Annotated in this window: 23 protein-coding genes; 18 read left to right on the top strand and 5 right to left on the bottom strand. The window is 71.9% G+C overall.

All coding sequences use genetic code 11. The annotated features are described in order from the left end of the window. The first annotated feature begins 803 nt into the window (after positions 1-803). Entirely contained in the window at positions 804-1,310 is a 507-nt protein-coding gene (locus tag ACF08N_RS00785; RefSeq protein ID WP_392322375.1) for a hypothetical protein, read from the top strand. 478 nt (positions 1,311-1,788) lie between these two features. On the opposite strand, the gene ACF08N_RS00780 is transcribed toward ACF08N_RS00785, so the two are convergent. Beyond that, positions 1,789-2,655, bottom strand: coding sequence for a hypothetical protein (locus ACF08N_RS00780; protein WP_392322374.1), 867 nt, complete (start codon positions 2,653-2,655; stop codon positions 1,789-1,791). A 124-nt stretch (positions 2,656-2,779) separates the two neighbouring features. Between ACF08N_RS00780 and ACF08N_RS00775 the strand changes: the two genes are divergently transcribed. Beyond that, positions 2,780-3,751: a GlxA family transcriptional regulator gene (locus ACF08N_RS00775; protein WP_392322373.1), complete on the top strand. Its 972-nt coding sequence runs from the start codon at positions 2,780-2,782 to the stop codon at positions 3,749-3,751. A gap of 80 nt (positions 3,752-3,831) precedes the next feature. Beyond that, positions 3,832-4,467, top strand: a complete 636-nt coding sequence (locus ACF08N_RS00770) for a DJ-1/PfpI family protein (RefSeq protein ID WP_392322372.1) — start codon at positions 3,832-3,834, stop codon at positions 4,465-4,467. On the opposite strand, the gene ACF08N_RS00765 is transcribed toward ACF08N_RS00770, so the two are convergent. Continuing rightward, positions 4,454-5,230, bottom strand: a complete 777-nt coding sequence (locus ACF08N_RS00765) for an enoyl-CoA hydratase/isomerase family protein (RefSeq protein WP_392322371.1) — start codon at positions 5,228-5,230, stop codon at positions 4,454-4,456. The genes ACF08N_RS00770 and ACF08N_RS00765 overlap by 14 nt on opposite strands. 247 nt (positions 5,231-5,477) lie before the next feature. Between ACF08N_RS00765 and ACF08N_RS00760 the strand changes: the two genes are divergently transcribed. Beyond that, positions 5,478-5,954 (top strand): ATP-binding protein, encoded by a 477-nt coding sequence (locus ACF08N_RS00760; protein WP_392322370.1) that lies wholly within the window; start codon positions 5,478-5,480, stop codon positions 5,952-5,954. 88 nt (positions 5,955-6,042) lie between these two features. On the opposite strand, the gene idi is transcribed toward ACF08N_RS00760, so the two are convergent. The 3 genes from idi to ACF08N_RS00745 all read right to left on the bottom strand — a co-directional run bounded on the left by idi (position 6,043) and on the right by ACF08N_RS00745 (position 9,263). Beyond that, positions 6,043-6,636 carry an isopentenyl-diphosphate Delta-isomerase gene (gene idi / locus ACF08N_RS00755; RefSeq protein WP_392322369.1) on the bottom strand — a complete coding sequence of 198 codons (594 nt, stop codon included), beginning with the start codon at positions 6,634-6,636 and terminating at the stop codon, positions 6,043-6,045. Between the two features lie 134 nt (positions 6,637-6,770). After that, positions 6,771-8,099: a GNAT family N-acetyltransferase gene (locus ACF08N_RS00750; protein ID WP_392322368.1), complete on the bottom strand. Its 1,329-nt coding sequence runs from the start codon at positions 8,097-8,099 to the stop codon at positions 6,771-6,773. 222 nt (positions 8,100-8,321) lie between these two features. Beyond that, a complete protein-coding gene (locus ACF08N_RS00745; RefSeq protein WP_392322367.1) occupies positions 8,322-9,263 on the bottom strand; it encodes a cation diffusion facilitator family transporter in 942 nt (313 codons plus the stop codon). A gap of 487 nt (positions 9,264-9,750) precedes the next feature. On the opposite strand from ACF08N_RS00745, the gene ACF08N_RS00740 reads away from it, so the two are divergent. From ACF08N_RS00740 to hpnH, 14 genes are all read left to right on the top strand, one after another. Beyond that, a complete protein-coding gene (locus ACF08N_RS00740) occupies positions 9,751-11,580 on the top strand; it encodes a DUF5941 domain-containing protein (RefSeq protein WP_392322859.1) in 1,830 nt (609 codons plus the stop codon). Continuing rightward, positions 11,577-12,314, top strand: a complete 738-nt coding sequence (locus ACF08N_RS00735) for a sugar phosphate nucleotidyltransferase (protein WP_392322366.1) — start codon at positions 11,577-11,579, stop codon at positions 12,312-12,314. Before ACF08N_RS00740 ends, ACF08N_RS00735 begins: the two co-directional genes overlap by 4 nt. Then, complete coding sequence (locus ACF08N_RS00730; protein WP_392322365.1) at positions 12,302-13,363, top strand: iron-containing alcohol dehydrogenase family protein; 1,062 nt, start codon at positions 12,302-12,304, stop codon at positions 13,361-13,363. The genes ACF08N_RS00735 and ACF08N_RS00730 overlap by 13 nt, the downstream gene beginning before the upstream one ends. After that, positions 13,341-14,120: a CDP-alcohol phosphatidyltransferase family protein gene (locus tag ACF08N_RS00725; RefSeq protein ID WP_392322364.1), complete on the top strand. Its 780-nt coding sequence runs from the start codon at positions 13,341-13,343 to the stop codon at positions 14,118-14,120. The genes ACF08N_RS00730 and ACF08N_RS00725 overlap by 23 nt, the downstream gene beginning before the upstream one ends. Then, positions 14,117-15,001, top strand: coding sequence for a glycosyltransferase family 2 protein (locus ACF08N_RS00720; RefSeq protein WP_392322363.1), 885 nt, complete (start codon positions 14,117-14,119; stop codon positions 14,999-15,001). Before ACF08N_RS00725 ends, ACF08N_RS00720 begins: the two co-directional genes overlap by 4 nt. A gap of 93 nt (positions 15,002-15,094) precedes the next feature. Beyond that, positions 15,095-16,024, top strand: a complete 930-nt coding sequence (locus tag ACF08N_RS00715; protein WP_392322362.1) for an ABC transporter permease — start codon at positions 15,095-15,097, stop codon at positions 16,022-16,024. Next, on the top strand, positions 16,017-16,814 hold the full coding sequence (locus tag ACF08N_RS00710) for an ABC transporter ATP-binding protein (protein ID WP_392322361.1): 798 nt from the start codon (positions 16,017-16,019) through the stop codon (positions 16,812-16,814). Before ACF08N_RS00715 ends, ACF08N_RS00710 begins: the two co-directional genes overlap by 8 nt. 431 nt (positions 16,815-17,245) lie before the next feature. Next, positions 17,246-18,163 (top strand): squalene synthase HpnC, encoded by a 918-nt coding sequence (gene hpnC / locus ACF08N_RS00705; RefSeq protein WP_392322360.1) that lies wholly within the window; start codon positions 17,246-17,248, stop codon positions 18,161-18,163. After that, entirely contained in the window at positions 18,160-19,110 is a 951-nt protein-coding gene (gene hpnD / locus ACF08N_RS00700) for a presqualene diphosphate synthase HpnD (RefSeq protein WP_392322359.1), read from the top strand. The genes hpnC and hpnD overlap by 4 nt, the downstream gene beginning before the upstream one ends. A 226-nt stretch (positions 19,111-19,336) precedes the next feature. Further along, a complete protein-coding gene (hpnE, locus tag ACF08N_RS00695; RefSeq protein WP_392322358.1) occupies positions 19,337-20,722 on the top strand; it encodes a hydroxysqualene dehydroxylase HpnE in 1,386 nt (461 codons plus the stop codon). Positions 20,723-20,760: 38 nt separating this feature from the next. Continuing rightward, positions 20,761-21,846: a polyprenyl synthetase family protein gene (locus ACF08N_RS00690; RefSeq protein ID WP_392322858.1), complete on the top strand. Its 1,086-nt coding sequence runs from the start codon at positions 20,761-20,763 to the stop codon at positions 21,844-21,846. Between the two features lie 133 nt (positions 21,847-21,979). After that, the gene (gene shc / locus ACF08N_RS00685; RefSeq protein ID WP_392322357.1) at positions 21,980-24,019 is read left to right on the top strand and encodes a squalene--hopene cyclase; all 2,040 of its coding nucleotides are present in this window, start codon (positions 21,980-21,982) and stop codon (positions 24,017-24,019) included. Beyond that, the gene (locus tag ACF08N_RS00680; protein ID WP_392322356.1) at positions 24,019-24,684 is read left to right on the top strand and encodes a 1-hydroxy-2-methyl-2-butenyl 4-diphosphate reductase; all 666 of its coding nucleotides are present in this window, start codon (positions 24,019-24,021) and stop codon (positions 24,682-24,684) included. The genes shc and ACF08N_RS00680 overlap by 1 nt, the downstream gene beginning before the upstream one ends. Positions 24,685-24,689: 5 nt before the next feature. Next, a complete protein-coding gene (gene hpnH / locus ACF08N_RS00675) occupies positions 24,690-25,709 on the top strand; it encodes an adenosyl-hopene transferase HpnH (RefSeq protein ID WP_392322355.1) in 1,020 nt (339 codons plus the stop codon). Positions 25,710-25,721: the final 12 nt, after the last annotated feature.

Genomic DNA, 25,721 nt, shown 5'->3' with positions numbered 1-25,721 from the left:
CGCGAAGTCGAACCCCTGCGACCGGGTCGCCACCACCGAAGTGTCGATCGGCTTCCATGCCGTGCCGGCCTTGTAGGACAGCGGGACCGCCGACAGTTCGGCCTCCACCCGCCCGTCCGACAACCGCCAGAACCGTGCCTGCGGCGTACGCCGCTCGGTCAGTTCCTCGACCCGCTTCGCCTCCGGCAGCCGCTTGCCCTTCGGCAGCTTCTCCCGGCTGGGTATCTCCAATGAGCCGCCCGTAGGCGGCTTGTTGTCGTCCCCGTCGTCGGAGAACCATCCGGCGATGGTGTCCACCACGCCCTTGTCGTCGTCCCTCGACGACGACAAGGGGGCCGCATGGGCCACCTGCGGCAGCAGCGTGCCCGCCACTGCCGACACGATGAGACAGGAGATATGTCTCCCGTACGGAACTTTCACGCGTCCGCCCTTTCGGATTCAATTGCGCATGTACACAGGCGGGTTGAGTCGAAGAAAGGTGGGGGCTTTCAGCGATGCGGCGCAGCCTGTGTCATGATCGAAAAGAGGGACGCGTGCTCAGAAGACCCACTGGTCAGGGGGTATACCGAGAGGCATCCCCCGCACCCATGTGGGGTCGACCATGGTGGAGCGATTCATAAGCGGAATCATTTGCACGTGTCAACTCGCAGGATATTTCGGACAGTCGAGCGGTGATTTGCGTGGCGTTTCGTCCGAAATTTCCGCGCACTCGACCTGCGTCAATCGGATGGTGTATACCCGAGCAGTTCCGTACCGAGTGCATTCGCTCAGGAAATGCGCGCCGACCAGAAAGCCGGACTGCCATGTCATCGACGCACACCGCTGAAGGCCCCAAGGAGGCCTCCGCGGCGGACGAGGCCGAGAACGCCTCCGCGACGGAGGGAAGCGCTGCCAAGCCCGACCGCACCGCGCTCGTCATCGCCGCGGTCCTGCTCCTGGTCTGCGGCGGACTCGTCGGCTACGGCATGCTCGGCTCGGAGGACAAGCCGGCGGCCAAGCCCGTCCCCACCGCCGAGGTCACCTACGAGGTCCAGGGCAAGGGCACCGTCGAGATCTCGTACCAGGCCCGCAGCGAGGACGGGACGGCGACCGTCGAGAGCGGTGTCGAACTGCCCTGGAAAAAGACGGTTCGGGTGCCGCTCGGCAAGGACCCGTCCGTGAGCATCGTGCTGGACGAGAAGGGTGGCGAGGCGGGCTGCACGCTCGCGATCCGCGGCGAACACGTCCAGCGCGCAACGGCCTTCGGCGAATTCGGCCGCGCGACGTGCACGGGCAGCCTCCCGGCCCCGGAGCCGTCCCCGACGGACTGAGCGACGCCCATGGGGGGTGCGCTGCGGCTGCTGCCGCACGCCCCCGCACGACACCGCCCGTCTTGGCCGGCGGCCCGCGCCCTGGCTGCGGCGGGTTGCGTGACTCGTCGGCGGTGCATCCCGGCCGGCCCGCGGCGCCGCTGCCCGGCCGCGCCGCACGGCCGGCCGGTCCGTGACGGCATGTCGGAGGGAGGCCCGCCGGGCTTGTCCCGGCGCTCGCGCCGTGGCACGCCGGCCGGCCTGCGGCGGCCGGCCAGGCGGCGATCGCACGATCAGTGGCGGTGCGCTCCGGACGCCGCCCCTCACTCAGGGTCCCGCATGGCCGGCCCTGCCGGCGAGGGCACCTCCCAGTGGCGGCACGCCCCCCGAAGGCGCCCTGTGCCCGGCACCCGTGCCCGGCGTCCCGGGTGCGGCGCCCCCGCCCGGCCGGCCCGGCCCGCGCGGCGCAGCGAATCCACGTCCCCGCCGCCCACCCGGCTCAGGCCGGGCGGCCCGTCGCCGAGGACGGGAACGCGCCCGCCGCGAACGCCGTCAGCAGGAAGCCGCGGCCCAGTTCGGTCAGGCGCTCGACCGCCGGCGCGCCCAGGTGCTCGTACGGTGCGAGGTCCATGCGGTCCGTGTGGGCCTCGACCTCGTTGCGCAGTGCCGTGCCCGCTTCCGTCAACGAGCCCTCCGCGTCCAGCAGTCCGCGTTCGCGCAGGCGGTCCTGCGCCGCCTCCCAGTCCGTGCGGCCCCAGCCGCGCGTCGCGAGGATCCAGCGCGGTGCCATGCCCTTGCCCGTCGCCGTGTGGCTCACCAGCGCCTCCAGCGGATCGAGGTCCGCGAGCAGCAGCGCGGCCAGATGCGCGTCCCCGCGGTGTTCGCGCAGCAGGGTCGCCGCGTGCCAGTACGCGAGGTGCGGCTCGACGGGTACCGGCAGATCCGCGTGCGCGGCGTACAGAGGCCGGGCGTGCCGCGTGCACGCCTCCGTGGCCCGCAGGGCGAGTTCCGCTGCCTCGGCCAGCTCCTTCGACGCGACGACGTCCTCGCCGAGCAGCCGCCGCAGCGTCGCGTCCGCGGCGCGCAGCCGGGCCGCCAGCACCGCCTCGGGGGTCGCGGTGTCCCACACGGCGGGCAGGTGCCGGGCGATCAGCGCGGGGTTGAAGTTGTAGAACGTGGCGGCGACCGCGCCCGGCCCGACAGCGCCCATTGCCGCGGAGCGCGCCGCGAAATAGGCCGCGTTGGGGTCCTCGACGCCGACGGCGGCCATTTCCGTGCCCAGGTCGGGCGAGAAGTAGACCGTGGAGTGCAGCGGGTTCAGCGCGTTGTGGCAGCGGCGTCCCGCACGCGAGGGAAGAGAGCTCATGGCAATACGTTACCGACTGGTCGGTACGTCGGTACAGGGTGGCGGCACCCCCCTCACCCCGCATGGCAGGAAAGGTGGGACATTCGTCATTGCGGCCACCCCCGCCGCCACCAAGGATGGGGCCATGCCAGAGCGATCCGTTCTCGTCGTCCTCTTCGACGACGTGCAGAGCCTCGATGTGACCGGACCGGTGGAAGTCTTCACCGGCGCGGGCAAGGCGACGGGCGACCCGGCGGCGTACCCGATCCGTACCGCGTCGCCGGACGGCGCCCCCGTCCGCACCTCCAGCGGCCTGACCCTCGTCCCCGACCTCGCTCTCGCCGACGCCCCGCGCCCGCACACTCTCCTCGTCCCCGGCGGCCAGGGCACCCGGCGCCCCGACGCACGGGTGATCGACTGGCTCCGCGAACACGGCCCGCACGCCGAACGCCTGGTCTCCGTGTGCACCGGCGCCCTGCTCATCGCCGAGGCCGGACTGCTCGACGGGCGGCGCGCCACCACGCACTGGGCGGCCTGCGACCACTTCGCCCGCGCCCACCCGGCGGTGGACGTCGACCCCGACCCGATCTTCGTCCGGGACGGCCGGGTGTCGACCTCCGCCGGTGTCACGGCGGGCATCGACCTGGCGCTCGCGCTCGTGGAGGAGGACCTCGGGCGGGACGTGGCGCTCACCGTGGCCCGCCATCTCGTCGTGTTCCTGCGCCGGCCGGGCAACCAGGCGCAGTTCAGCGCCCAGCTCGCCGCGCAGACCGCCCGGCGCGACCCGCTGCGCGAGGTCCAGCACTGGGTCACCGAGCACCCCGCGGCCGACCTGTCCGTGGAGGCGCTCGCGGACCGGGCCCGCCTGTCACCGCGCCACTTCGCCCGCGCCTTCCATGCCGAGACCGGCACGACGCCGGGCCGCTACGTCGAACGCGTACGCCTCGAACACGCCCGGCGCCTGCTGGAGGACACCGGGGACGGGGTCGCGCTCGTCTCGCGCGCCTGCGGATACGGCACCCCCGAAGCCATGCGCCGGGCCTTCGTCAAGGCGCTCGGCGTCGCGCCCGCCGAGTACCGACGCCGCTTCCGCGCCACGGCCGCGCCCACCGGCTGAACAGCCACCGGCGCTACCCGCGCACCACCGCGCCCGCCCGCGAACGCCCCGGACCGACCACCCCACCGAAGGGACCTGTCATGCAGATCGCCGTCCTGCTCTTCGACCGCTTCACCACCCTGGACGCCGTCGGCCCCTACGAGATGCTCTGCCGCCTCCCGGACGCGGAGGTCGTCTTCGTCGCCGAGCGCCCCGGACCCGTGACGAACGACAAGGGGCAGCTGTCCCTCGTCGCCACCAAGAGCTTCGACGAGGTGCCCGCGCCCGACATCGTCGTCGTACCCGGCGGGCCGGGGCAGAGCGACCAGATGGAGAACGAGGCACTGCTCGGCTGGCTGCGCACCGCCGACGCGACCTCCACGTGGACCACGTCCGTGTGCACGGGCTCGCTGCTGCTGGCCGCGGCCGGACTGCTGAAGGGGCGCGAGGCGACGTCGCACTGGCTCGCGCTCGACGTGCTCGGGACGTTCGGCGCGAAGCCCACCGGCCGCCGCGTCGTGACCGACGGCAAGTACCTCACCGCCGCCGGGGTCTCCTCGGGCATCGACATGGGCCTCACCCTGGTCGGCAGGCTCGCCGGGGACGAGCACGCCCAGGCCGTGCAACTGCTGACCGAGTACGACCCGCAGCCGCCCTACGACGCCGGCTCGCCGGCCAAGGCGCCCGCCCACCTCGTGGAGGAGTTCCGCGCCAAGAGCCGCTTCATCCTCCGGTAGGCCCCGGCGTCCAGCCGAAGCGCGGCGTCCTGCGCTCCAGGAAGGCGGCGACACCCTCGGCGGTGTCGCCGCTTGCGCGCGCCTGCTCCGCCCAGAACGCGTCCCGGTCGGTGCGGCCCGCGGCGAACTCCTTGGCGGCGCACTGGGTGAGCTGCGAACGGGAGGCGAGGATCCGGGTGAACTCGGCGGCGCGCCGGCCCAGTTCGCTCTCCGGCAGCACCTCGTCCACGAGCCCGCTGCGCAGCGCCCGGTCCGTGTCGATCAACTCGGCCGAGAACAGCAGGTACTTGGCCGCCGCCGGACCCACCAGGGCGGCCAGCCGCCGGGTCGACGCCGCCGGGTAGACGATGCCGAGCTTCGCGGGCGTCACGCCGAAGAGCGCGTCATCGGCGGCGAACCGCAGGTCGCAGGCGGCGGCGAGCTGACAGCCGCCGCCCACGCAGTACCCGCGCACCACGGCGAGCGTCGGCTTGGGGAAGGCGGCGAGCGCTTCCTCCGCGCGGACCGCGAGCGCCTGCGGATCCTCGCCGGGCTCGCGCAGCGACGAGATGTCCGCGCCCGCGCAGAAGGTCTTGCCCTCTCCGGTCAGCACCAGCGTGCGCACGGCACGGTCGCCGGCGAGTTCGGCGAGCAGCTCGGGCAGGGCGCGCCACATCCCGGCGGTCATCGCGTTGCGCTTGGCGGGGTTGCTGATGACGACGGTGGCGACACCGTCCTCGACGGTGTGCGTCAGCTGCGGCTGCGGGGACTCGGGCGGCTCCATGCGCGGGATGCTATCCGTCCGGGCGGGGTCGTCGAGCATGAAGGTCAGCGGGAAAGGCTGCTGAAACGATCGGCCGGACGAATCGGACAGAATGGGATCCCGACCAGTCGCACAACTGACGCTGTCATACGCAATCGTTCAAAAGGCGCTCAAAGGCGATCAGTTCTGTTCAGCTGCTCGGCCCGAACCAACTGACTGTCAACACTTGTTACTCAAGGTCAGTGGCAAACGAGCCGAGGGTGAAACTATGGAGAGCCGCGGGAGCGTGCCTGCCCGGCCGCTGTCGTACGAGGGGGTCTGGCGCTTCACCGCTCCGGCGGTCGACGTCTCCGTGCCCCAGGCCCGTCGTGCCGTACGGGACCTGCTGGACCGCCAGGGTGTGCCGGTCGCCGACGAGGTGGTGCAGGGACTCCTGCTGATCGTCTCCGAGCTGGTCACCAACGCCGTGCGGCACGCGGCCCTACTATCGCCCGAGGTCGCCGTCGAGGTCGCCATCGGCGCCCAGTGGGTCCGCGTGTCCGTGGAGGACAACCACCCCTACCGGCCCAAGGCGCTGGAGACCGACTCCGCGCAGACCGGTGGCCGCGGCCTGCTGCTCGTACGGGAGATCACGCGCGAGGCCGGCGGCCTGTGCGACGTCGAGCACACCGCGAGCGGAGGCAAGATCATCTGGGCCGAGCTGCCACTGGTTCCGGTCCTGAACGGCGACGCGGCCCCGATCTAGGCCCCGATCTAGGCCCTGATCGGCCGGACAGCCCCCGGCCCCGGAACCCGCGGGTGCGGCCCGCGACCGGACCGCACCACCCGCGGGCTCACCAGCCGCCTGACGGGCCCGTCAGCTCCCTGACCGCCGGGCGCGCGGCGTCCAGCACCGTCATGAACCACGCCGAGAACGTGGCCCGGCCGTGCAGCTCCGTCAGCTCGTCGGGCGTCACGAACGCCGTCTCGCCGACCTCCTCCGGGTCGGGCCGCAGCGCGGACTGCACCATGCCGACGAAGAGGTGGTTGTACTCCTGCTCCACCAGCCCCGACGCCGGGTCGGGGTGGTTGTAGCGCACCGTGCCCGCCTCCGCGAGCAACGACGGCGAGACCCCCAGCTCCTCGTACGTACGCCGGGCGGCGGCCGCGAACGGGGCCTCGCCGGGGTAGGGGTGGCCGCAGCAGCTGTTCGACCAGACACCGGGGGAGTGGTACTTGCTCAGCGCCCGGCGCTGGAGCAGCAGCCGGCCCTGCTCGTCGAAGAGGAACACCGAGAACGCGCGGTGCAGCCGGCCGGGCGCCTGATGGGCGGAGAGCTTCTCCGCGGTGCCGATGGTATGGCCCTGTTCGTCGACCAGTTCGAGCAGGATCGCTGGTGATGTGCCGTTCGACGAACTGTTCGCCGCGGTGGCTGGTGTGATCGGCATGACCATCCTTCGCATCGTTCCTCGGCCCTCGGGGAGCCTGCCCAGTCTGCCGTAAAAACGATGCTTGTCCGCACTTCGGCGGCCTGGCATGTCCGCCCCGCCGCGCGGTGCACGCGGGCGGGGCGGACGGACGGTCAGACTCCGAAGGCCGCCGGATAACGGATCTCACCGTGTGCGGTGGCGGCCGATCCGTCCAGCACCAGCGCCATCACGGCCTCGTCGGGGGCCTCGAATCCTGGCCTGATTCCGTATCCGGAGGCCCGTTCGAAACCGAACCGCGGGTAGTACTCCGGGTGCCCGAGGACCACCACCAGGCGCTCGCCGCGCGCCCGCGCCGCGTCCAGCACGGCCCGGACCACCGCCTGTCCCGCGCCCTGGCGCTGGTACCGGGGCGCGGTCGCCACCGGGGCCAGCGCGAGCGCGGGTGTGTCACCCACCCGGCACCGCGTGAGCAGCGCGTACGCCGCGGGTGAGCCTCCCCCACAGCCGTCGGCGTGGGAGGTACCCCCAGCCGCCTCGGCGACGTACGACAGACCCGGCAGCCACGCCTCGCCGTCCCGGCGAAGCGCGTCCACGAGGTCCGCCTCCTCCGGCGTGGGGAAGGCGGCGGCGTTCAGCTCCCGGACGACCGCGGCATCGGCCGCCGTCTCCGGGCGGGTGTGCCAGCGCGGGTCCGCGGGACGCAGCACATAACCGGTGCAGCCGTACTCCACGCCGTGCTCACGGCGCATGACGATCTCCTCGCGGGTGCCGGCTGGGGGTGCCTCCGACGCCGCGGGCTGTGGGGGAACCTCGGCCATGCCCGGCGCCGCGGGAGCCGCGGCGTCGGCCCGCGCGGCCAGCGGACCGTAGTACTCGTCCCAGTCGCTCTCGGGCTGCCGGTACACCGAGAGGATCGTGTAACCGGCGGCGGAGGCCGCCGCGCAGTTCTCGGCGGTCGTACGCAGCCGGTAGTGGCGGTCCCACAAGGCGCGTGCGGCTGGGGGTACCTCCCACGCCGAAGGCTGTGGGGGAGGCTCGGCCGTCCACTCGCACTCGGTCAGCACGAGAGCGCCGCCCGGGGCGAGCAGCCGCCGCCATGCGGCGAGGGCGGTGTCGAAGCCGATGGAGTAGGCGGAGCTCTCCGCCCAGACGAGATCGAACGACCCGTCGGGGAAGGGGAGGTCGCCCATGTCGGCGCGGACGGTACGGATCGCCTCCCCGAGCCCGCGGGCGTCGGCGGAGTGCCGCAGCTCGTCGAGGAACGGCTGGTGCAGGTCGACCGCGGTCACCTGCGCGCCGGCCTCGGCGGCCAGCAGCAGCGCGGAACGGCCCGCGCCGCAGCCGAGGTCCAGCACCCGCGGACGCGCGGGCAGCGGGCCCGCGGCGGCGAGCAGCCGCAGCGAGGTGGCGTCGGAACCGGGGCCCTGCCGCGGAAGACCGTGGTGCAGGGAGAAGGCGTCGTGCAATGCGTTGTCGGACAACGGGGAAACCCTTGTGTGTGAATGGGCTCCGGCCGACGGCACGACCGGGTCCGGTGGACCGGACCTGATCGGATCAGTGTTGGCCGGGAGCCCGGAAGCGGATGACGGACCGGGCGCTGCTCACGGCAGCCTCCATCGCCGCAGTCATCAACCTCAGCTCCTCTCAAAGAATTCGGCCGGGGCGTGCTCGCCCCGGCCGAACCCTAACAACGATGCCGCCGCTCAGTGACAGAGTTTCGCCTCGTGCTCCGCGTGCCCGACGGGCTCCAGCTGGAACGTGCAGTGCTCGACGTCGAAGTGGTCGCCGATGCAGCCCTGCAGTTCGTGGAGGAGCTTCTCGTGCCCCACCGCGTCCAGCACGTCCTGGGCCACCACCACATGGGCCGAGAGCACCGGCATGCCCGAGGTGATCGTCCAGGCGTGCAGGTCGTGCACGTCCTCCACACCCGGCAGCGCCAGTATGTGCGCGCGGACCTCGCCCATGTCGACACCCTTCGGCGCCGCCTCCAGCAGCACGTTCAGGGTCTCGCGCAGCAGCCGCAGCGTGCGCGGGACGATCATCAGGCCGATGACGAGGGACGCGATCGGGTCGGCGTACTGCCAGCCCGTGGCCAGGATGACGCCCGCCGACACCAGCACGGTGACCGAGCCGAGCGCGTCGGCGAGCACCTCAAGGTAGGCGCCGCGGACGTTCAGGCTCTCCTTCTGACCGCGTACCAGGAGGGAGAGCGAGACCATGTTGGCGACCAGACCGACGAGGGCGAAGGTGATCGTCAGGCCGCCGCGGGTCTCGGCCGGTGTGATGAACCGCTCGACCGCCTCGAACAGAAGGTAGCCGCCGACGCCGAGCAGCAGCAGGCAGTTGGCGAGCGCGGCGAGGATCTCCGCCCTCGCGAAGCCGAAGGTGCGGTTCAGTCCGGCCGGCCGGTTGGCGAAGTGGATGGCGAGCAGGGCCATGGCCAGTCCGACGGCGTCCGTCGCCATGTGGGCGGCGTCCGCGATCAGCGCGAGCGAGCCGGACAGCACACCACCGACGATCTCCAGCACCATCACGCCCAGCGTGATGGAGAGCGCGATCCGAAGCCGTCCCTTGTAGGCCGCGGCCGCGGTCCCCGTCGGCGGCGGCCCGCCGTGCGTGTGCCCGTGGTCGTGACCTGCCCCCATGCGAATGCCTCCCGTGAACGTCGGACCTGCCTTCCAGGTCCTCAGTGAACTACGGGTGGGGGGTATGGTCAACACGGCACTGAACACCGTTGTCATGTGCTCTGACCTGCGGAAATGCTTGCAGGTCAGACGCTTGTGCGATCAGTCTGTGGCGAAGATCGGATGCCGGAGACGCCCGTGGGACGGCATCCGTACGGGCCGCCGGCCGGTGAGTTTCGTCTCCCTCGGGGCGGGGTGAGCGTCGCCCTGCGCGCTCCCTGTAGGCGCCCCGTGCTCACCGCCGGCGGCCCGTGCCCGGTGGGGGCCGTCCGCGGTTTGTCCGGTGAGGCGGTGATCGACCATGATGATCCCGGCGGGCCTCCCGGGCGTGAACGGCCGATGAATTCCCGCTCCCCTTCATCCGATAGCCTCGGCCGACGTGCCGCCGCCCGGGTACCGGGCCGAGCCGCCCTGCCCGTGCACCGCCAGCTCCAAGGAGTGAGTTCGTCTGTCGACCGCCATCCTCACCGGTCCGCCGGTACCCGGATCGTCGCTCGAAGGCGATCTGCGGTCGCTGGGTTTCGACGTGCAGATCGCGGACGGCCCCGAGCGGACCGCCGCACTGGTCGCGGCCGTGCCGGGCGCCGAGCGCGTCGCGCTCGTCGACCCCCGCTTCGTGGGACATGTGCACGCCCTGCGGCTCGCGCTGACCGACCCCCGCTTCCCGGCCGCCGCCGTCCCCGGAGCGCTGACCGCGCAGCCGGCCGCCCGCGCCGCGCTGACCGCGGCCGTGCGCGGTGTCACGGCGACCGTGCCCGCCGGTGCCGTCGCCGCGGACGGTGACGGGCTCGTCGACAGCGTCGCCACCGCCCTCGAAGCGGGCGGCGCCGCCGTCCACCGTCCCGAGCTGGGCTCCCTGGTCGCCGACGTGCCCACCGGGGCGCAGGACAGGCACCGGGTCCGCGCCGCGGTCGAGGCCGTCGACGACGAGGCCGTCCGCCTGCGCTCCGCCGTCAAGGCGCGCGACGGCTTCTTCACGACCTTCTGCATCAGCCCCTACTCCCGCTACATCGCCCGCTGGTGCGCGCGCCGAGGTCTGACCCCGAACCAGGTCACCACCGCCTCGCTGCTCACCGCGCTGATCGCCGCCGGATGCGCGGCGACCGGCACCCGCGCGGGCTTCGTCGCTGCCGGTCTGCTGCTGCTCCTCTCCTTCGTCCTGGACTGCACCGACGGTCAGCTCGCCCGCTACTCGCTGCAGTACTCGACGCTGGGCGCCTGGCTGGACGCGACGTTCGACCGTGCCAAGGAGTACGCGTACTACGCGGGTCTCGCCCTCGGTGCATCGGCCGCGAGCGGCAGTGGGGGAGGCGACGACGTATGGGCGCTCGCGCTCGGCGCGATGGTCCTGCAGACCTGCCGGCACGTCGTCGACTTCTCCTTCAACGAGGCCAACCACGACGCCACCGCGAACACGAGTCCCACGGCCGCCCTGTCGAGCAGGCTCGACAGCGTCGGCTGGACGGTGTGGGTGCGCCGGATGATAGTCCTGCCGATCGGCGAGCGCTGGGCCATGATCGCGGTGCTCACGGCCGTCACCACCCCCCGGATCGTCTTCTGGGCCCTGCTCGTCGGCTGCTCGCTCGCCGCCTGCTACACCACCGCCGGCCGGGTGCTGCGCTCCCTGACCCGCAAGGCGCACCGCACGGACCGCGCCACCCGGGCCCTCGCCGACCTCGCCGACTCGGGCCCCCTCGCCCAGGCGGTGGCGCGCGCCTTCGCGCAGCGGGCACGGAGGCTTCCCGGTCTCGTCCCGCTCGCGGCCGCCGTCACCGGCGCGGCCGCCGTCGTGGCCACCGCCGCGTTCACCGGCTTCGGCTCCGTGTGGACCGTCGCCGCGGCTGCCGGATACGCGGTCACTTCCGGCATCGCGGTCGCGCGGCCGCTGAAGGGCGCCCTCGACTGGCTGGTCCCCCCGGTGTTCCGGGCCGCCGAATACGGCACCGTCCTCGTCCTCGCCGCTCACGCAGAGGTGAACGGTGCGCTACCGGCAGCTTTCGGGCTGGTGGCGGCGGTCGCCTACCATCACTACGACACGGTGTACCGCATCCGCGGTGGCACGGGCGCGCCCCCGCACTGGCTGGTGCGGGTGATCGGCGGGCACGAGGGGCGGGTCCTGTCGGTCGCGCTGTCGGCCCTCCTGCTGAACAGCACGGACTTCACCATCGCGCTGGCGGTCATCGCCGTGGCGGTCGCGCTCGTGGTGCTGACCGAGAGCATCCGCTTCTGGGTGTCCTCAGGCGCACCCGCAGTACATGACGAAGGAGAACCCGCATGATCGGCCTTGTTCTGGCAGCCGGTGCCGGACGGCGTCTTCGCCCCTACACCGACACGCTCCCGAAGGCCCTCGTGCCTGTGGACGGCGACACCACCGTCCTCGACCTCACCCTCGGCAACTTCGCCGAGATCGGCCTCACCGAGGCCGCGATCGTCGTCGGCTACCGCAAGGAGGCCGTCTACGAGCGCAAGGCGGCGCTCGAGGCGAAGTACGGCCTGAAGCTCACCCTCGTCGACAACGACAAGGCCGAGGAGTGGAACAACGCCTACTCCCTGTGGTGCGCCCGTGACGTCCTGGCCGAGGGCGTCATCCTCGCCAACGGCGACACCGTGCACCCCGTCTCGGTGGAGCAGACGCTGCTCGCCGCCCGCGGCAACGGACAGCGGATCATCCTCGCCCTCGACACGGTGAAGCACCTCGCCGACGAGGAGATGAAGGTCATCACCGCCGACGGCAAGGGCGTCCAGCGGATCACCAAGCTGATGGACCCCGAGACCGCCACCGGCGAGTACATCGGCGTCACCCTCATCGAGCCCGACGCGGCCGCCGACCTCGCCGACGCGCTGAAGGCCACCTTCGAGCGGGACCCGGACCTCTACTACGAGGACGGCTACCAGGAGCTCGTCAACCGCGGTTTCACCATCGACGTGGCCCCGATCGGGGACGTCAGGTGGGTCGAGATCGACAACCACGACGACCTCGCGAAGGGCCGTGAAATCGCGTGCCTGTACTGACCCGGCTGATCCCTTCCCCGGTCGTCGTCGACATCCGCGCGGGAGCCCTGGACGATCTGGCCTCGCTCCTCGCAGACCAGCGCATCTCCGCCTCCGGCAAGCTCGCCTTCGCCGTCAGCGGCGGCTCCGGCCAGGCCCTGCGCGAGCGCCTTGCACCCGCACTGCCGGGCGCCGACTGGTACGAGGTCTGCGACGGGACCATCGACTCCGCGGTCAAGCTCGCCGACGACATCAAGGGCAGCCGGTACGACGCGGTCGTCGGCCTCGGCGGCGGCAAGATCATCGACGTGGCCAAGTACGCCGCGGCCCGGGTCGGACTCCCGCTCGCCGCCGTCGCGACCAACCTCGCGCACGACGGCCTGTGCTCGCCGATCTCCATCCTCGACAACGACAACGGCCGCGGCTCCTACGGCGTCCCCTCGCCCATCGCCATGGTCATCGACCTCGACGTGGTGCGCGACGCCCCCGTGCGCTTCGTCCGCTCCGGCATCGGCGACGCGATCTCCAACATCTCGGCCATCGCCGACTGGGAGCTCGCCCACCGCGTCAACGGAGAGCCGGTGGACGGCCTCGCCGCCGCCATGGCCCGCACCGCGGGCCAGTCCGTGCTGCGCCACCCCGGCGGCGTCGGCGACGACGAGTTCCTGACCGTCCTCGCCGAGGCCCTGGTGCTCTCCGGCATCGCCATGTCTATCAGCGGCGACTCCCGCCCCTCGTCGGGCGCCTGCCACGAGATCAGCCACGCCTTCGACCTCCTCTACCCCAAGCGGGCCGCCAGCCACGGCGAGCAGGTCGGCCTCGGCGCCGCGTTCGCGATGCACCTGCGCGGTGCGCGCGAGGACGCGGCCCTGTTCGCCGAGGTCCTGCGCCGGCACGGGCTGCCGGTGCTGCCGGAGGAGATCGGGTTCTCCGCGGAGGAGTTCGTCCGCGCCGTGGAGTACGCACCGCAGACCCGCCCGGGACGGTTCACCGTCCTCGAGCACCTCGCCCTCACCACCGATCAGATCAGGGACGCGTACGCCGACTATGCCAAGACCATCAGTAGCTGAACTGCGTCCGGTCGTTCACCCGGCGGGCGTGAAGGACCGGCGCAGCGGAGAGCACTGGGGCGGCCGCCTGTACATGCGCGAGGTCTCCCTGCGCATCACCCGCCTCCTGGTCACCACCAAGGTCACGCCGAACCAGCTGACCTATGTGATGACCCTCTGCGGCGTCCTCGCCGCCCCGGCCCTGCTGGTGCCGGGCATCTGGGGTGCCGTACTCGGCGTGGTCGCGGTCCAGCTCTACCTGCTCCTCGACTGCGTCGACGGCGAGGTCGCCCGCTGGAAGAAGCAGTTCTCGCTCGGCGGGGTCTACCTGGACCGCGTCGGGGCGTATCTGTGCGACGCCGCCGTCCTCGTCGGCTTCGGCCTGCGCGCCGCCGACCTGTGGGGACCCGGCCGGGTCGACTGGCTGTGGGCCTTCCTCGGCACCCTGGCCGCCCTCGGCGCCATCCTCATCAAGGCCGAGACCGACCTCGTAGGCGTCGCCCGTCACCAGGGCGGGCTGCCGCCGGTCAAGGAGGCGGCGTCCGAGCCGCGCTCGGCCGGCATGGCGCTGGCCCGCAGGGCCGCCGGGGCGCTGAAGTTCCACCGGCTCGTCCTCGGGATCGAGGCATCGCTCCTGATCCTGGTCCTGGCGATCCTGGACACGGTCAGGGACGACCTGTTCTTCTCGCGCCTCGGTGTCGCCGTCCTCGCCGGCATCGCCCTGCTGCAGACCCTGCTGCACCTGGTCTCGATCCTGGCGTCGAGCAGGCTGAAATGACGGCTCCGCTCAAGCTGGGCGCGGTCGTCATCACCATGGGCAACCGCCCCGACGAACTGCGCGCACTCCTCGATTCGGTCGCCAAGCAGAACGGCGACCGGATCGAGGTCGTCGTCGTCGGCAACGGTGCCCCGGTGCTCGACGTCCCCGAGGGCGTACGGACCGTGGAGCTGCCCGAGAACCTGGGCATCCCGGGCGGACGCAACGTGGGCATCGAAGCGTTCGGCCCGTCCGGGCGGGACGTCGACGTCCTGCTCTTCCTCGACGACGACGGCATGCTGGCGGGCGCCGACACCGGCGAGCTGGTCCGCCAGGCCTTCGACGCCGACCCCCGGCTCGGCATCATCAGCTTCCGCATCGCCGACCCGGACACCGGGCTCACCCAGCGCCGCCACGTCCCGCGGCTGCGCGCCTCGGACCCGATGCGCTCCTCGCGCGTGACGACCTTCCTGGGCGGCGCCAATGCCGTGCGGACCGAGGTCATCGAGGAGGTCGGCGGCCTGCCCGACGAGTTCTTCTACGCCCACGAGGAGACCGACCTCGCCTGGCGCGCCCTCGACGCGGGCTGGGCCATCGACTACCGCGCGGACATCGTCCTGCTCCACCCGACCCTGCCGCCCTCGCGGCACGCGGTCTACCACCGCATGGTGGCCCGCAACCGCGTGTGGGTGGCCCGCCGCAATCTGCCCGCGCCGCTGATCCCCGTCTACCTGGGCGTCTGGGTGCTGCTCACGCTGCTGCGCCGGCCCACGGTGCCCGCGCTGAAGGCGTGGTTCGCGGGGTTCGCGGAGGGATGGCGGACGCCCTGCGGGCCGCGCCGCCCCATGAAGTGGCGTACTGTGTGGCGGCTCACACGGCTGGGCCGACCTCCTGTCGTCTGACAAGCTCGGTTCTGAGAGCATCTGGGCCGAGGTCCCCGATGGACACACGGAGCCCCGAACCGCCGCGCATCTTGAACACGAAAGTTTCAACTTGTGAGTGACACAACCCATGACGGTGCCATCGCGATGAGCCCCACGCCGTCACCCGACGACGGCCTCTCGCCGGCACAGCTCGCCGCCAAGTACGGACTGTCGGTCAGCGGCGCCCGACCCGGCCTGGCCGAGTACGTCAGGCAGCTGTGGGGGCGGCGCCACTTCATCCTGGCCTTCTCGCAGGCCAAGCTCACGGCCCAGTACAGCCAGGCGAAGCTCGGCCAGCTGTGGCAGGTGGCGACCCCGCTGCTCAACGCCCTGATCTACTTCCTGATCTTCGGCCTGATCCTCAAGGCCAGCCGGGGCATGCCGGTCGAGGTCTACGTACCGTTCCTGGTGACCGGTGTGTTCGTGTTCACCTTCACCCAGAGCTCGGTGATGGCCGGCGTCCGGGCGATCGCGGGCAACCTGGGCCTGGTGCGCGCCCTGCACTTCCCGCGGGCCTCGCTGCCGATCTCCTTCGCGCTCCAGCAGCTCCAGCAGCTGCTGTTCTCCATGATCGTGCTGGTCGCGATCGTGGTGGCGTTCGGCAGCTTCCCGACCTGGTCGTGGCTGCTGGTGGTCCCGGCGCTCGCCCTGCAGTTCGTGTTCAACACCGGCCTGGCCCTGATCGTGGCGAGGCTCGGCGCGAAGACCCCCGACCTCGCCCAGCTGATGCCGTTCGTCATGCGGACCTGGCTGTACGCCTCCGGTGTGATGTTCTCCATCCCGGTCATGCTCGCGGACAGGCCCGCCTGGATCGCCGACGTCCTGATGTACAACCCGGCGGCCGTCTATATGGACCTCGTCCGCTTCGCACTGATCGACGGCTACGGCTCCGAGAACCTGCCCTCGCACGTGTGGGCGTCGGCCCTCGGCTGGGCCGTCGTGATCGGCTTCGCGGGCTTCGTGTACTTCTGGAAGGCTGAGGAGCGCTACGGCCGTGGCTGACGACAAGAACGACAACGGGTCCGCCGCACGCGTGCCGACCGTCATCGCCGACGACGTCCACATCGTCTACCGCGTCAACGCGGGCAGCGGAGGCAAGGGGAGCGCCACCGCGGCCCTGAGCCGGATCCTGCGCCGCGACAAGGGCGAGTCCCGCGGGGTGCGCAAGGTGCACGCCGTCCGCGGTGTGTCCTTCACCGCCTACCGCGGCGAGGCCATCGGACTGATCGGCACCAACGGCTCCGGCAAGTCGACCCTGCTGCGGGCCATCGCCGGCCTGCTGCCCGCCGAGAGCGGCAAGGTCTACACGGACGGTCAGCCCTCGCTGCTCGGCGTCAACGCGGCGCTGATGAACGACCTGACGGGTGAACGCAACGTCATACTCGGCGGCCTGGCCATGGGCATGTCGCGCGAGGAGATCCGCGAGCGCTATCATGGCATCGTCGACTTCTCGGGCATCAACGAGAAGGGCGACTTCATCACCCTGCCCATGCGCACGTACTCCTCCGGTATGGCGGCCAGGCTCCGCTTCTCCATCGCCGCCGCCAAGAACCACGACGTCCTGATGATCGACGAGGCGCTCGCCACCGGTGACCGCCGCTTCCAGATTCGCTCCGAGGAACGTATCCGCGAGCTCCGCAAGGAGGCCGGCACGGTCTTCCTGGTCAGCCACAGCAACAAGTCGATCAGGGACACCTGCGACCGGGTCCTGTGGCTGGAGAAGGGCGAGCTGCTGATGGACGGCCCGACCGACGAGGTCATCAAGGCGTACGAGAAGGAGACCGGCAAGTAGCCGTCGCCCGCGCCTCTCACGCCCGGGGCCCCCGCCGCTCGGCCGAGCGGCGGGGGCCCCGGTGCGTCCGGCCCTGTACCCGCCGGATTCGCACGGACCGTCGAACGAGGTCAAGTCCTGTGTATGCGGGGAAGGTCGGGGCGAATCGGGGCGTTGTCACATGGGCGGGCAACACCCCGGAGCCGCGTCGCGCGTTGTACAACGTAAGCTGTAGCAGTGCTGAATCGCGGCAAGTGGGGGGATTTCTCCTTCCTGGCCCGGGTGCCGGACGGCCGTCGACGGCAGGGCAAGACGGCGGCGTGTCCGAAATAGGATGTATTGGGTCGGCGGTGTAGAACGGGAGATGTGACGGCCATGACGGAATCTCTCCAGCTCCGCGAGTCCTGCGCCGTCTCCGTCGTACCGGGCGGCGTCGTACTGGGCAGCGCGCAGTGACGGCCGCCCCCGAGGCGCCCCGGGAGACCGCCCGCACGACCCTCGACAAGGCCGCCGGCGAGAACTTCCCCGTCGCCCCCTTCTTCCTCCCGCGCGCCTGGCGCGACGATCTCATGGCCGTCTACGGATTCGCCCGGCTCGTCGACGACATCGGTGACGGCGACCTCGCCCCCGGCGGCGCCGACGCCCGCAGCCTCGGTGTCGCCCCCGAGCACGCCGATGACCCGCTCGTCCTCCTCGACGCCTTCGAGGCCGACCTGAACCGGGTCTTCGACCCGGCCGGCGCCGTCCCGCGGCACCCGCTGCTGCGTGCCCTGCGGCCCACCGTCCGCCGCCGCTCGCTCAGCCCCGAGCCCTTCCTCGGCCTCATCGCCGCCAACCGGCAGGACCAGCTCGTCCGCCGCTACGAGACCTGGGACGACCTGGTCGCCTACTGCGAGCTGTCGGCCGACACCGTCGGCCGGATGGTCCTCCAGATCACCGGCACGTCGAGTCCCGAGCGCATCCGCCGCTCCGACGCCGTGTGCACCGCACTCCAGATCGTCGAGCACCTCCAGGACGTCGCCGAGGACCTCGCCCGCGACCGCGTCTACCTGCCCGCCGAGGACCTGAAGCTCTTCCGCGTCACCGAGGCGGACCTCGCCGCCCCCACGGCGAACGCCTCGGTGCGGGCACTGATCGCCTACGAGTCCCGGCGGGCCCATGACCTCCTCGACGAGGGCACGGCGCTCGTGGGCAGCGTCCACGGCAGGCTGCGGCTGCTCCTCGCGGGTTTCGTCGGCGGTGGGCGCGCCGCCCTCGCCGCGATCGCCGCGGCCGGACATGATGTGCTGCCCGGACCACCCAAAGCCGCAAAGGCCCACGTGCTGCGCGAAACGGGACTGGTCTTGCGAAGAGCGCGTAGGAAGGGATGAGCCGGACGATGGAGGGATCGCCCCAGATGCCCGCCGCGGTGCAGGCCGCGTACCGCTACTGCGAGGCCGTGACCGGGCAGCAGGCCCGCAACTTCGCCTACGGGATCCGGCTGCTGCCGGCCGACAAGCGGCAGGCCATGTCCGCGCTCTACGCGTTCTCCCGTCGGGTCGACGACATCGGTGACGGTGCGCTGACCCCGGAGGCCAAGCACGCCCGGCTGGAGGACACCCGGGCGGTGCTCGACCGCATCCGGAAGGGCGGCGTCGACGACGACGACACCGATCCCGTCGCGGTCGCGCTCGCCGACGCGGCGCAGCGCTTCTGCCTGCCGCTCGGCGGGCTCGACGAGCTCATCGACGGCGTACTGATGGACGTGCGCGGCGAGACGTACGAGACCTGGGACGACCTCAAGGTCTACTGCCGCTGCGTCGCGGGCGCGATCGGCAGGCTCTCGCTCGGCGTGTTCGGCACTCAGCCCGGCGCACGCGGCACCGAGCGCGCCGTCGAGTACGCCGATACGCTCGGCCTCGCGCTGCAACTGACCAACATCCTGCGCGACGTTCGTGAGGACGCCGCGACCGGGCGCAGCTATCTGCCGGCCGACGACCTCGCGAAGTTCGGCTGCTCCGCGGGCTTCCACAGCACGACTCCGCCGCCCGGGGCCGACTTCGCGGGCCTGGTCCACTTCGAAGTGCGCCGCGCCCGCTCGCTGTTCGCCGAGGGCTACCGGCTGCTGCCCATGCTCGACCGCCGCAGCGGCGCCTGCGTCGCCGCCATGGCCGGCATCTACCGCCGCCTGCTCGACCGCATCGAACGCGACCCCGAGGCGGTGCTGCGCGGCCGGGTCTCCCTGCCGGGCCGTGAGAAGGCGTACGTGGCGGTCCGCGGCCTCTCGGGCCTCGACGCCCGCCACATCGGCCGCCGCACCCAGGGGGGCCGCGCGTGACCCGACTCGCATCGGGCCCGCCCGGCCCCTGTCTCCGCGCGCCGCGCCCGCGTGTCGCGTGCCCCCGCGCGACCGTGCCGGGCAGGCTGCGTCCGGCGGCAGCTCCCGCGTCGCGCCCCGGCGTGCGGGGGACCGGTGTGCGGTCGACCCGCACTGCCGCCCTTGCGTCCCCCGCAGTGGCGGACGCGAGGAGCATGTTCGTGACGGCCCCGAGGAGGGAGAGCCGATGACGGGCGACGAAACCCCGGCCCCGCACGCCGTGGTCGTCGGCGGCGGCATCGCCGGAGTCACCGCCGCGCTGGAACTCGCCGACGCCGGACTGGAGGTCACCCTCCTGGAGGGGCGGCCCCGCCTCGGTGGACTCGCCTTCTCCTTCCGGCGCGGCGACCTCACCGTCGACAACGGCCAGCACGTGTACCTGCGCTGCTGCACCGCCTACCGCTGGTTCCTCGACCGGATCGACGCCACCCGGCTCGCACCCGTACAGGACCGGCTGGACGTCCCCGTGCTGGACGTGGCGGCTCCCCGGGGGCCGCGGCTCGGCCGGCTGCGGCGCACCGCGCTGCCCGTACCGCTGCACCTCGCGGGCGGGCTCGCCGCCTACCCGCACCTCTCGCTCGCGGAGCGCGCCGGCGTCGCACGCGCCGCGCTGGCACTGAACAGGCTCGACCCCGCCGACCCCGCGCTCGACGGCATCGACTTCGCCACCTGGCTCGGCCGGCACGGCCAGTCCCCACGCGCCGTCGCCGCCCTGTGGGACCTCGTCGGCGTGGCGACCCTCAACGCCCGCGCGCGGCACGCCTCCATGGGACTCGCCGCGATGGTCTTCAAGACCGGGCTGCTCTCCGAGCCCGGCGCCGCCGACATCGGCTGGGCCCGCGTACCCCTCGGCGAACTCCACGACACCCTCGCCCGAAAAGCCCTCGACACGGCCGGTGTCCGCACCGAACTCTCCACCCGCGTGCGGGGCATCACCCGCGCCGACGGCGGCCGCTGGCAGGTGGCGGCCGGCGCCGAGACGCTCTACGCCGACGCGGTCGTCCTCGCCGTGGCGCAGCGCGAGGCCCACGTCCTGCTGCCCGAAGGGGCCATGGAGGACCCCGACCGGCTGCTGGACATCGGCACCGCGCCGATCCTCAACGTCCATGTCCTGTACGACCGCAAGGTGCTGCGCCGCCCGTTCTTCGCCGCGCTCGGCACGCCTGTGCAGTGGGTCTTCGACCGCACCGACGCGTCCGGGTGCACCGAGGGCCAGTACCTGGCGCTGTCGCAGTCGGCCGCGGAGGACGAGATCGACGACCCCGTCGCCGTCCTGCGCGCACGGTATCTGCCCGAACTGGAACGGCTGTTGCCCGCCGCGCGCGGCGCACACGTCCGTGATTTCTTCGTCACCCGGGAGCGTACGGCGACGTTCGCGCCCGCCCCCGGCGTCGGTCGTCTGCGGCCGGGCGCGCGCACGCGTGCCCCCGGCCTGTACCTTGCTGGCGCGTGGACTGCCACTGGCTGGCCCGCGACCATGGAGGGTGCCGTGCGCAGCGGGTTCAGTGCCGCCGGCGCTGCGCTCTCCGCGCTCGGCCGTCGCCATGAACATCCGCTCAAGGAGGCGGCGTGAGCACCAGTACTGGAACCAGAGGAGTAAGCGTGCCGACAGTGCCCTCGGCGAACCCGGCTGAAGACACCGCACAGACCGCCCAGGCCGTGAAGGCCACGGACATCGCCGCGCTGCTGGAGCGCGGCCGCACCCTGTCCACCCCGGTGCTGCGCGCCGCCGTCGACCGGCTCGCCCCGCCCATGGACACAGTGGCCGCCTACCACTTCGGCTGGATCGACGCCGCGGGCCGCCCCTCGGACGGCGACGGCGGCAAGGCGGTGCGGCCCGCGCTCGCTCTGCTGTCGGCCGAGGCGGCAGGTGCGGCGCCCGAGGTCGGCATCCCCGGCGCGGTCGCGGTCGAGCTCGTGCACAACTTCTCGCTCCTGCACGACGACCTTATGGACGGCGACGAGCAGCGCAGGCACCGCGACACGGTGTGGAAGGTGCACGGCCCCGCGCAGGCCATCCTCGTCGGCGACGCCCTCTTCGCGCTCGCCAACGAACTCCTCCTGGAGATGGGCACGGTGGAGGCGGGCCGCGCCACCCGCCGCCTGACCACCGCGACGCGCAAGCTCATCGACGGCCAGGCCCAGGACATCTCCTACGAGCACCGCGAGCGGGTCACCGTCGAGGAGTGCCTGGAGATGGAGGGCAACAAGACCGGCGCGCTGCTGGCCTGCGCCGTCTCGATCGGCGCCGTCCTCGGCGGCGCCGACGACCGTACCGCCGACACCCTGGAGGCGTACGGCTACCACCTCGGCCTGGCCTTCCAGGCCGTCGACGACCTGCTCGGCATCTGGGGCGACCCGGTCTCCACCGGCAAGCAGACCTGGAGCGACCTGCGCCAGCGCAAGAAGTCCCTGCCGGTCGTCGCCGCGCTCGCCGCGGGCGGCCCGGCCTCGCAGCGCCTCGGCGAGCTGCTCGCGGCCGATGCCAAAAGCAACGACTTCGACAGCTTCTCCGAGGAGGAGTTCGCCACCAGGGCGGCCCTGATCGAGGAGGCGGGCGGCCGCGAGTGGACCTCTCAGGAGGCCCGCCGCCAGCACGCGATCGCGATCGACGCCCTCGACGGTGTCGACATGCCGGAACGGATCCGGGCGCAGCTCGTGGCGCTCGCGGACTTCGTCGTCGTACGGAAGAGATGATCACCATCGCACGCAGCACCAGGCGGAGCCTCAGCCGCACCATATGAATCGCGTCGCCGGCCGGTGACACCGAGCGTCACCGGCCGACGGAGACCCCAGCTCAGCAGAGAACCACTGCAACGAAGGGGAAGCCATGACAGCGACGACCGACGGAGGCAGCGGGCCCGTGCGGGCCTCGACTGCCGCTGCCGGCAACTCGACCGCCCCCGCAAACGGCACAGCGACCACGGCCACCGGGGCGAAGGCCCCCGCGGACATCCGCGAAGCCGCCGGGAAAGCGGTGGAACGGGCGGTCGGCCATCTGCTCGAACGCCAGGACGACCAGGGCTGGTGGAAGGGCGACCTCGAGACCAATGTGACGATGGACGCGGAGGACCTGCTGCTGCGGCAGTTCCTCGGCATCCAGGACGAGCGGACCACCGAGGCGTCCGCCCGTTTCGTGCGCGGACAGCAGCGCGAGGACGGCACCTGGGCGACGTTCTACGGCGGCCCCGGCGAACTGTCCACCACCGTCGAGGCGTACGTCGCCCTGCGGCTCGCCGGAGACCGGCCCGACGACCCGCACATGCTGCGCGCGGCGGCATGGATCCGCGGCCGGGGCGGCATTGCCGCGAGCCGCGTCTTCACCCGGATCTGGCTCGCCCTCTTCGGCTGGTGGAAGTGGGAGGACCTGCCCGAGCTGCCGCCGGAACTGATCTTCCTGCCGAAGTGGTTCCCGCTGAACATCTACGACTTCGGCCAGTGGGCGCGGCAGACGATCGTCCCGCTCACCGTCGTGTCCGCCAAGCGGCCCGTGCGCCCGGCGCCCTTCCCGCTGGACGAACTGCACACCGACCCGGACAACCCGAACCCGGTCAAGGATCTGGCACCAGCGGCCAGTTGGGACGGATTCTTCCAGCGCGCCGACAAGGCGCTGCACCTGTACCACAAGGTCGCTCCCCGCCGTCTCCGCCGTACCGCCATGAACAGCGCAGCCCGCTGGATCATCGAGCGCCAGGAGAACGACGGCTGCTGGGGCGGCATCCAGCCCCCCGCCGTGTACTCCGTGATCGCGCTGTACCTGCTCGGCTACGACCTCGAACACCCCGTGATGCGGGCCGGGCTGGAGTCGCTGGACCGGTTCGCCGTCTGGTACGAGCAGGACGGTCTGCCCGTCCGCATGATCGAGGCGTGCCAGTCACCGGTCTGGGACACCTGCCTCGCCACCGTCGCGCTGGCCGACGCGGGTCTGCCCGCCGACCACCCGGCGCTGGTCAGGGCCGCCGACTGGATGCTCAGCGAGCAGATCGTTCGGCCGGGGGACTGGTCCGTGCGCAGGCCCGGGCTGACGCCAGGCGGCTGGGCGTTCGAGTTCCACAACGACAACTACCCCGACATCGACGACACCGCCGAGGTCATTCTCGCCCTGCGCAGGGTCAGGCACCCCGACCCGGAGCGTCTGGATGCGGCGATCGAGCGCGGCGCCCGCTGGAGCCTCGGCATGCAGTCGAGGAACGGCGCCTGGGGCGCGTTCGACGCCGACAACACCAGCCCGTTCCCCAACCGGCTGCCGTTCTGCGACTTCGGTGAGGTGATCGACCCGCCGTCCGCGGACGTCACCGCGCACGTCGTGGAGATGCTGGCGTACGAAGGGAAGGCGGGCCACCCGCGGACCCGCCGGGCGATCGAGTGGCTGCTCGCCGAACAGGAGCCGAACGGGGCCTGGTTCGGCCGCTGGGGCGTCAACTACCTGTACGGCACAGGGTCCGTGGTCCCCGCGCTCATCGCCGCCGGGCTGCCTGCGTCCCACCCGGCGGTCCGACGCGCGGTCTCCTGGCTGGGGTCCGTGCAGAACGAGGACGGCGGCTGGGGCGAGGACCTGCGCTCCTACCGGGAGAAGAAGTGGATCGGGCACGGGCCCTCCACCGCCTCCCAGACGGCCTGGGCGCTGCTCGCGCTGCTCGCCGCGGGGGAGCAGGACGGCAAGGCCGCGCAGCGGGGCGTCGCCTGGCTCGCCGCCACTCAGCGCGCGGACGGCTCCTGGGACGAGCCGCAGTTCACCGGCACCGGTTTCCCGTGGGACTTCTCCATCAACTACCACCTGTACCGGCAGGTCTTCCCGCTCACCGCGCTCGGTCGCTTCGTGCAGGGCGAACCGCTCGCCGCCCGGGCGAACAGCCGCAAGGGGGGCTGATGGGCCGTCCCCCGGAGCCGGCCGGTTCCGCCGTACGGCTGCTGATCGCCTGCGCGCTCGGCATCGAGAAGATTGCCCTGCGCAGCGGCGTCCGGGCCCTGGACACGGACGGCCGGGCCGGCGACGTCACGGTGCTGCGCACCGGGATGGGGCCGGTCAACGCGGAACGGGCCGTGCTCGCCGCGTGCGCGAGCGACCCGCTGCGCGAAGCCGCCGTCGTCGCCTCCGGCTTCTGCGCGGGACTCGCCCCGGGCATGCACCCCGGTGACCTCGTCGTCGCGGACGAGACCCGCGTCGACGGGGTCACCACCGCGTGCACGGCCGCCGGACTGCTGCGCGAGGCGGTGACCAGGGCCGTACCGGGACGCACCGTGCACGGCGGCCTGCTGACGGGTGCCGACCACGTGGTGCGGGGGCCCGAGCGCGCCCGGCTGGAGGCCACCGGGGCCATCGCCGTCGACATGGAGTCCGCCGCCACGCTGAGCAGCGCGCTGCGCGCCGGTCCCCGCCCGGTTGCGGCCGTCCGGGTGGTCGTGGATGCTCCGGAGCACGAGCTGGTCCGAATTGGCACGGTACGCGGTGGAATATCGGCTTTCCATGTTCTTCGTGCCGTACTTCCCGCTTTTTACGAATGGCACCGTTCTTTGCTGCTCCCCAGGAGGTGAGCCAGATGGCCATGCCGCTCCGCCAGACCATCAGGGTCGGGACCTATCTCTTCGAACAGAAGCTCCGCAGGCGCGAGAAGTTCCCGCTCATCGTCGAGCTCGAACCGTTGTACGCCTGCAACCTCGCGTGCGAAGGGTGCGGAAAGATCCAGCATCCCGCCGGTGTGCTCAAGCAGCGGATGCCGGTGGCCCAGGCGGTCGGGGCGGTGCTGGAGTCCGGGGCTCCGATGGTGTCCATCGCAGGCGGCGAGCCCCTGATGCACCCGCAGATCGACGAGATCGTCCGCCAGTTGGTGGCGCGCAAGAAGTACGTCTTCCTGTGCACCAACGCGCTGCTGCTGCGCAAGAAGATCGAGAAGTTCAGCCCGTCACCGTACTTCGCCTTCGCCGTGCACATCGACGGGCTGCGCGAGCGGCACGACGAGTCGGTTGCCAAGGAAGGAGTGTTCGACGAGGCCGTGGAGGCGATCAAGGAGGCCAAGCGCCGCGGCTTCCGCGTCACCACCAACTCGACCTTCTTCAACACCGACACGGCCCAGACCGTCATCGAGGTCCTGGACTACCTCAACGACGACCTCGAGGTCGACGAGATGATGATCTCGCCCGCGTACGCCTACGAGAAGGCGCCCGACCAGGAGCACTTCCTCGGTGTGGAGCAGACGCGCGAGCTGTTCAGGAAGGCGTTCGCGGGCGGCAACCGCCGGCGCTGGCGGCTCAACCACTCGCCGCTCTTCCTCGACTTCCTCGAAGGCAAGGCCGACTTCCCCTGCACGGCCTGGGCCATCCCCAACTACTCGCTCTTCGGCTGGCAGCGCCCCTGCTACCTGATGAGCGACGGCTACGTCCCCACCTACCGCGAGCTCATCGAGGACACCGACTGGGACAAGTACGGCCGCGGCAAGGACCCGCGCTGCGCCAACTGCATGGCGCACTGCGGCTACGAACCGACCGCCGTGCTCGCCACCATGGGGTCGCTCAAGGAGTCCCTGCGCGCGGCCCGCGAGACGGTCAGCGGCAGCCGGTGATCCGACGGCGGC

This window comes from Streptomyces sp. NPDC015127 (assembly GCF_043080095.1).
Lineage (GTDB): Bacteria > Actinomycetota > Actinomycetes > Streptomycetales > Streptomycetaceae > Streptomyces.
This window is presented reverse-complemented; position numbering and strand designations above follow the sequence as displayed.

What these genes read in the sequence shown, in the direction of transcription:
- hpnD (WP_392322359.1), top strand. Translation starts at nt 18,160, where the DNA reads ATGAGCCGGACGATGGAGGGATCGCCCCAGATGCCCGCCGCGGTGCAG.
- shc (WP_392322357.1), top strand. Translation starts at nt 21,980, where the DNA reads ATGACAGCGACGACCGACGGAGGCAGCGGGCCCGTGCGGGCCTCGACT.
- hpnH (WP_392322355.1), top strand. Translation starts at nt 24,690, where the DNA reads ATGGCCATGCCGCTCCGCCAGACCATCAGGGTCGGGACCTATCTCTTC.
- ACF08N_RS00735 (WP_392322366.1), top strand. Translation starts at nt 11,577, where the DNA reads ATGATCGGCCTTGTTCTGGCAGCCGGTGCCGGACGGCGTCTTCGCCCC.
- ACF08N_RS00765 (WP_392322371.1), bottom strand. Translation starts at nt 5,230, where the DNA reads ATGGAGCCGCCCGAGTCCCCGCAGCCGCAGCTGACGCACACCGTCGAG.
- idi (WP_392322369.1), bottom strand. Translation starts at nt 6,636, where the DNA reads ATGCCGATCACACCAGCCACCGCGGCGAACAGTTCGTCGAACGGCACA.
- ACF08N_RS00725 (WP_392322364.1), top strand. Translation starts at nt 13,341, where the DNA reads ATGCCAAGACCATCAGTAGCTGAACTGCGTCCGGTCGTTCACCCGGCG.
- ACF08N_RS00780 (WP_392322374.1), bottom strand. Translation starts at nt 2,655, where the DNA reads ATGAGCTCTCTTCCCTCGCGTGCGGGACGCCGCTGCCACAACGCGCTG.
- ACF08N_RS00680 (WP_392322356.1), top strand. Translation starts at nt 24,019, where the DNA reads ATGGGCCGTCCCCCGGAGCCGGCCGGTTCCGCCGTACGGCTGCTGATC.
- ACF08N_RS00760 (WP_392322370.1), top strand. Translation starts at nt 5,478, where the DNA reads ATGGAGAGCCGCGGGAGCGTGCCTGCCCGGCCGCTGTCGTACGAGGGG.
- ACF08N_RS00770 (WP_392322372.1), top strand. Translation starts at nt 3,832, where the DNA reads ATGCAGATCGCCGTCCTGCTCTTCGACCGCTTCACCACCCTGGACGCC.
- hpnE (WP_392322358.1), top strand. Translation starts at nt 19,337, where the DNA reads ATGACGGGCGACGAAACCCCGGCCCCGCACGCCGTGGTCGTCGGCGGC.
- ACF08N_RS00775 (WP_392322373.1), top strand. Translation starts at nt 2,780, where the DNA reads ATGCCAGAGCGATCCGTTCTCGTCGTCCTCTTCGACGACGTGCAGAGC.
- ACF08N_RS00720 (WP_392322363.1), top strand. Translation starts at nt 14,117, where the DNA reads ATGACGGCTCCGCTCAAGCTGGGCGCGGTCGTCATCACCATGGGCAAC.
- ACF08N_RS00785 (WP_392322375.1), top strand. Translation starts at nt 804, where the DNA reads ATGTCATCGACGCACACCGCTGAAGGCCCCAAGGAGGCCTCCGCGGCG.
- ACF08N_RS00745 (WP_392322367.1), bottom strand. Translation starts at nt 9,263, where the DNA reads ATGGGGGCAGGTCACGACCACGGGCACACGCACGGCGGGCCGCCGCCG.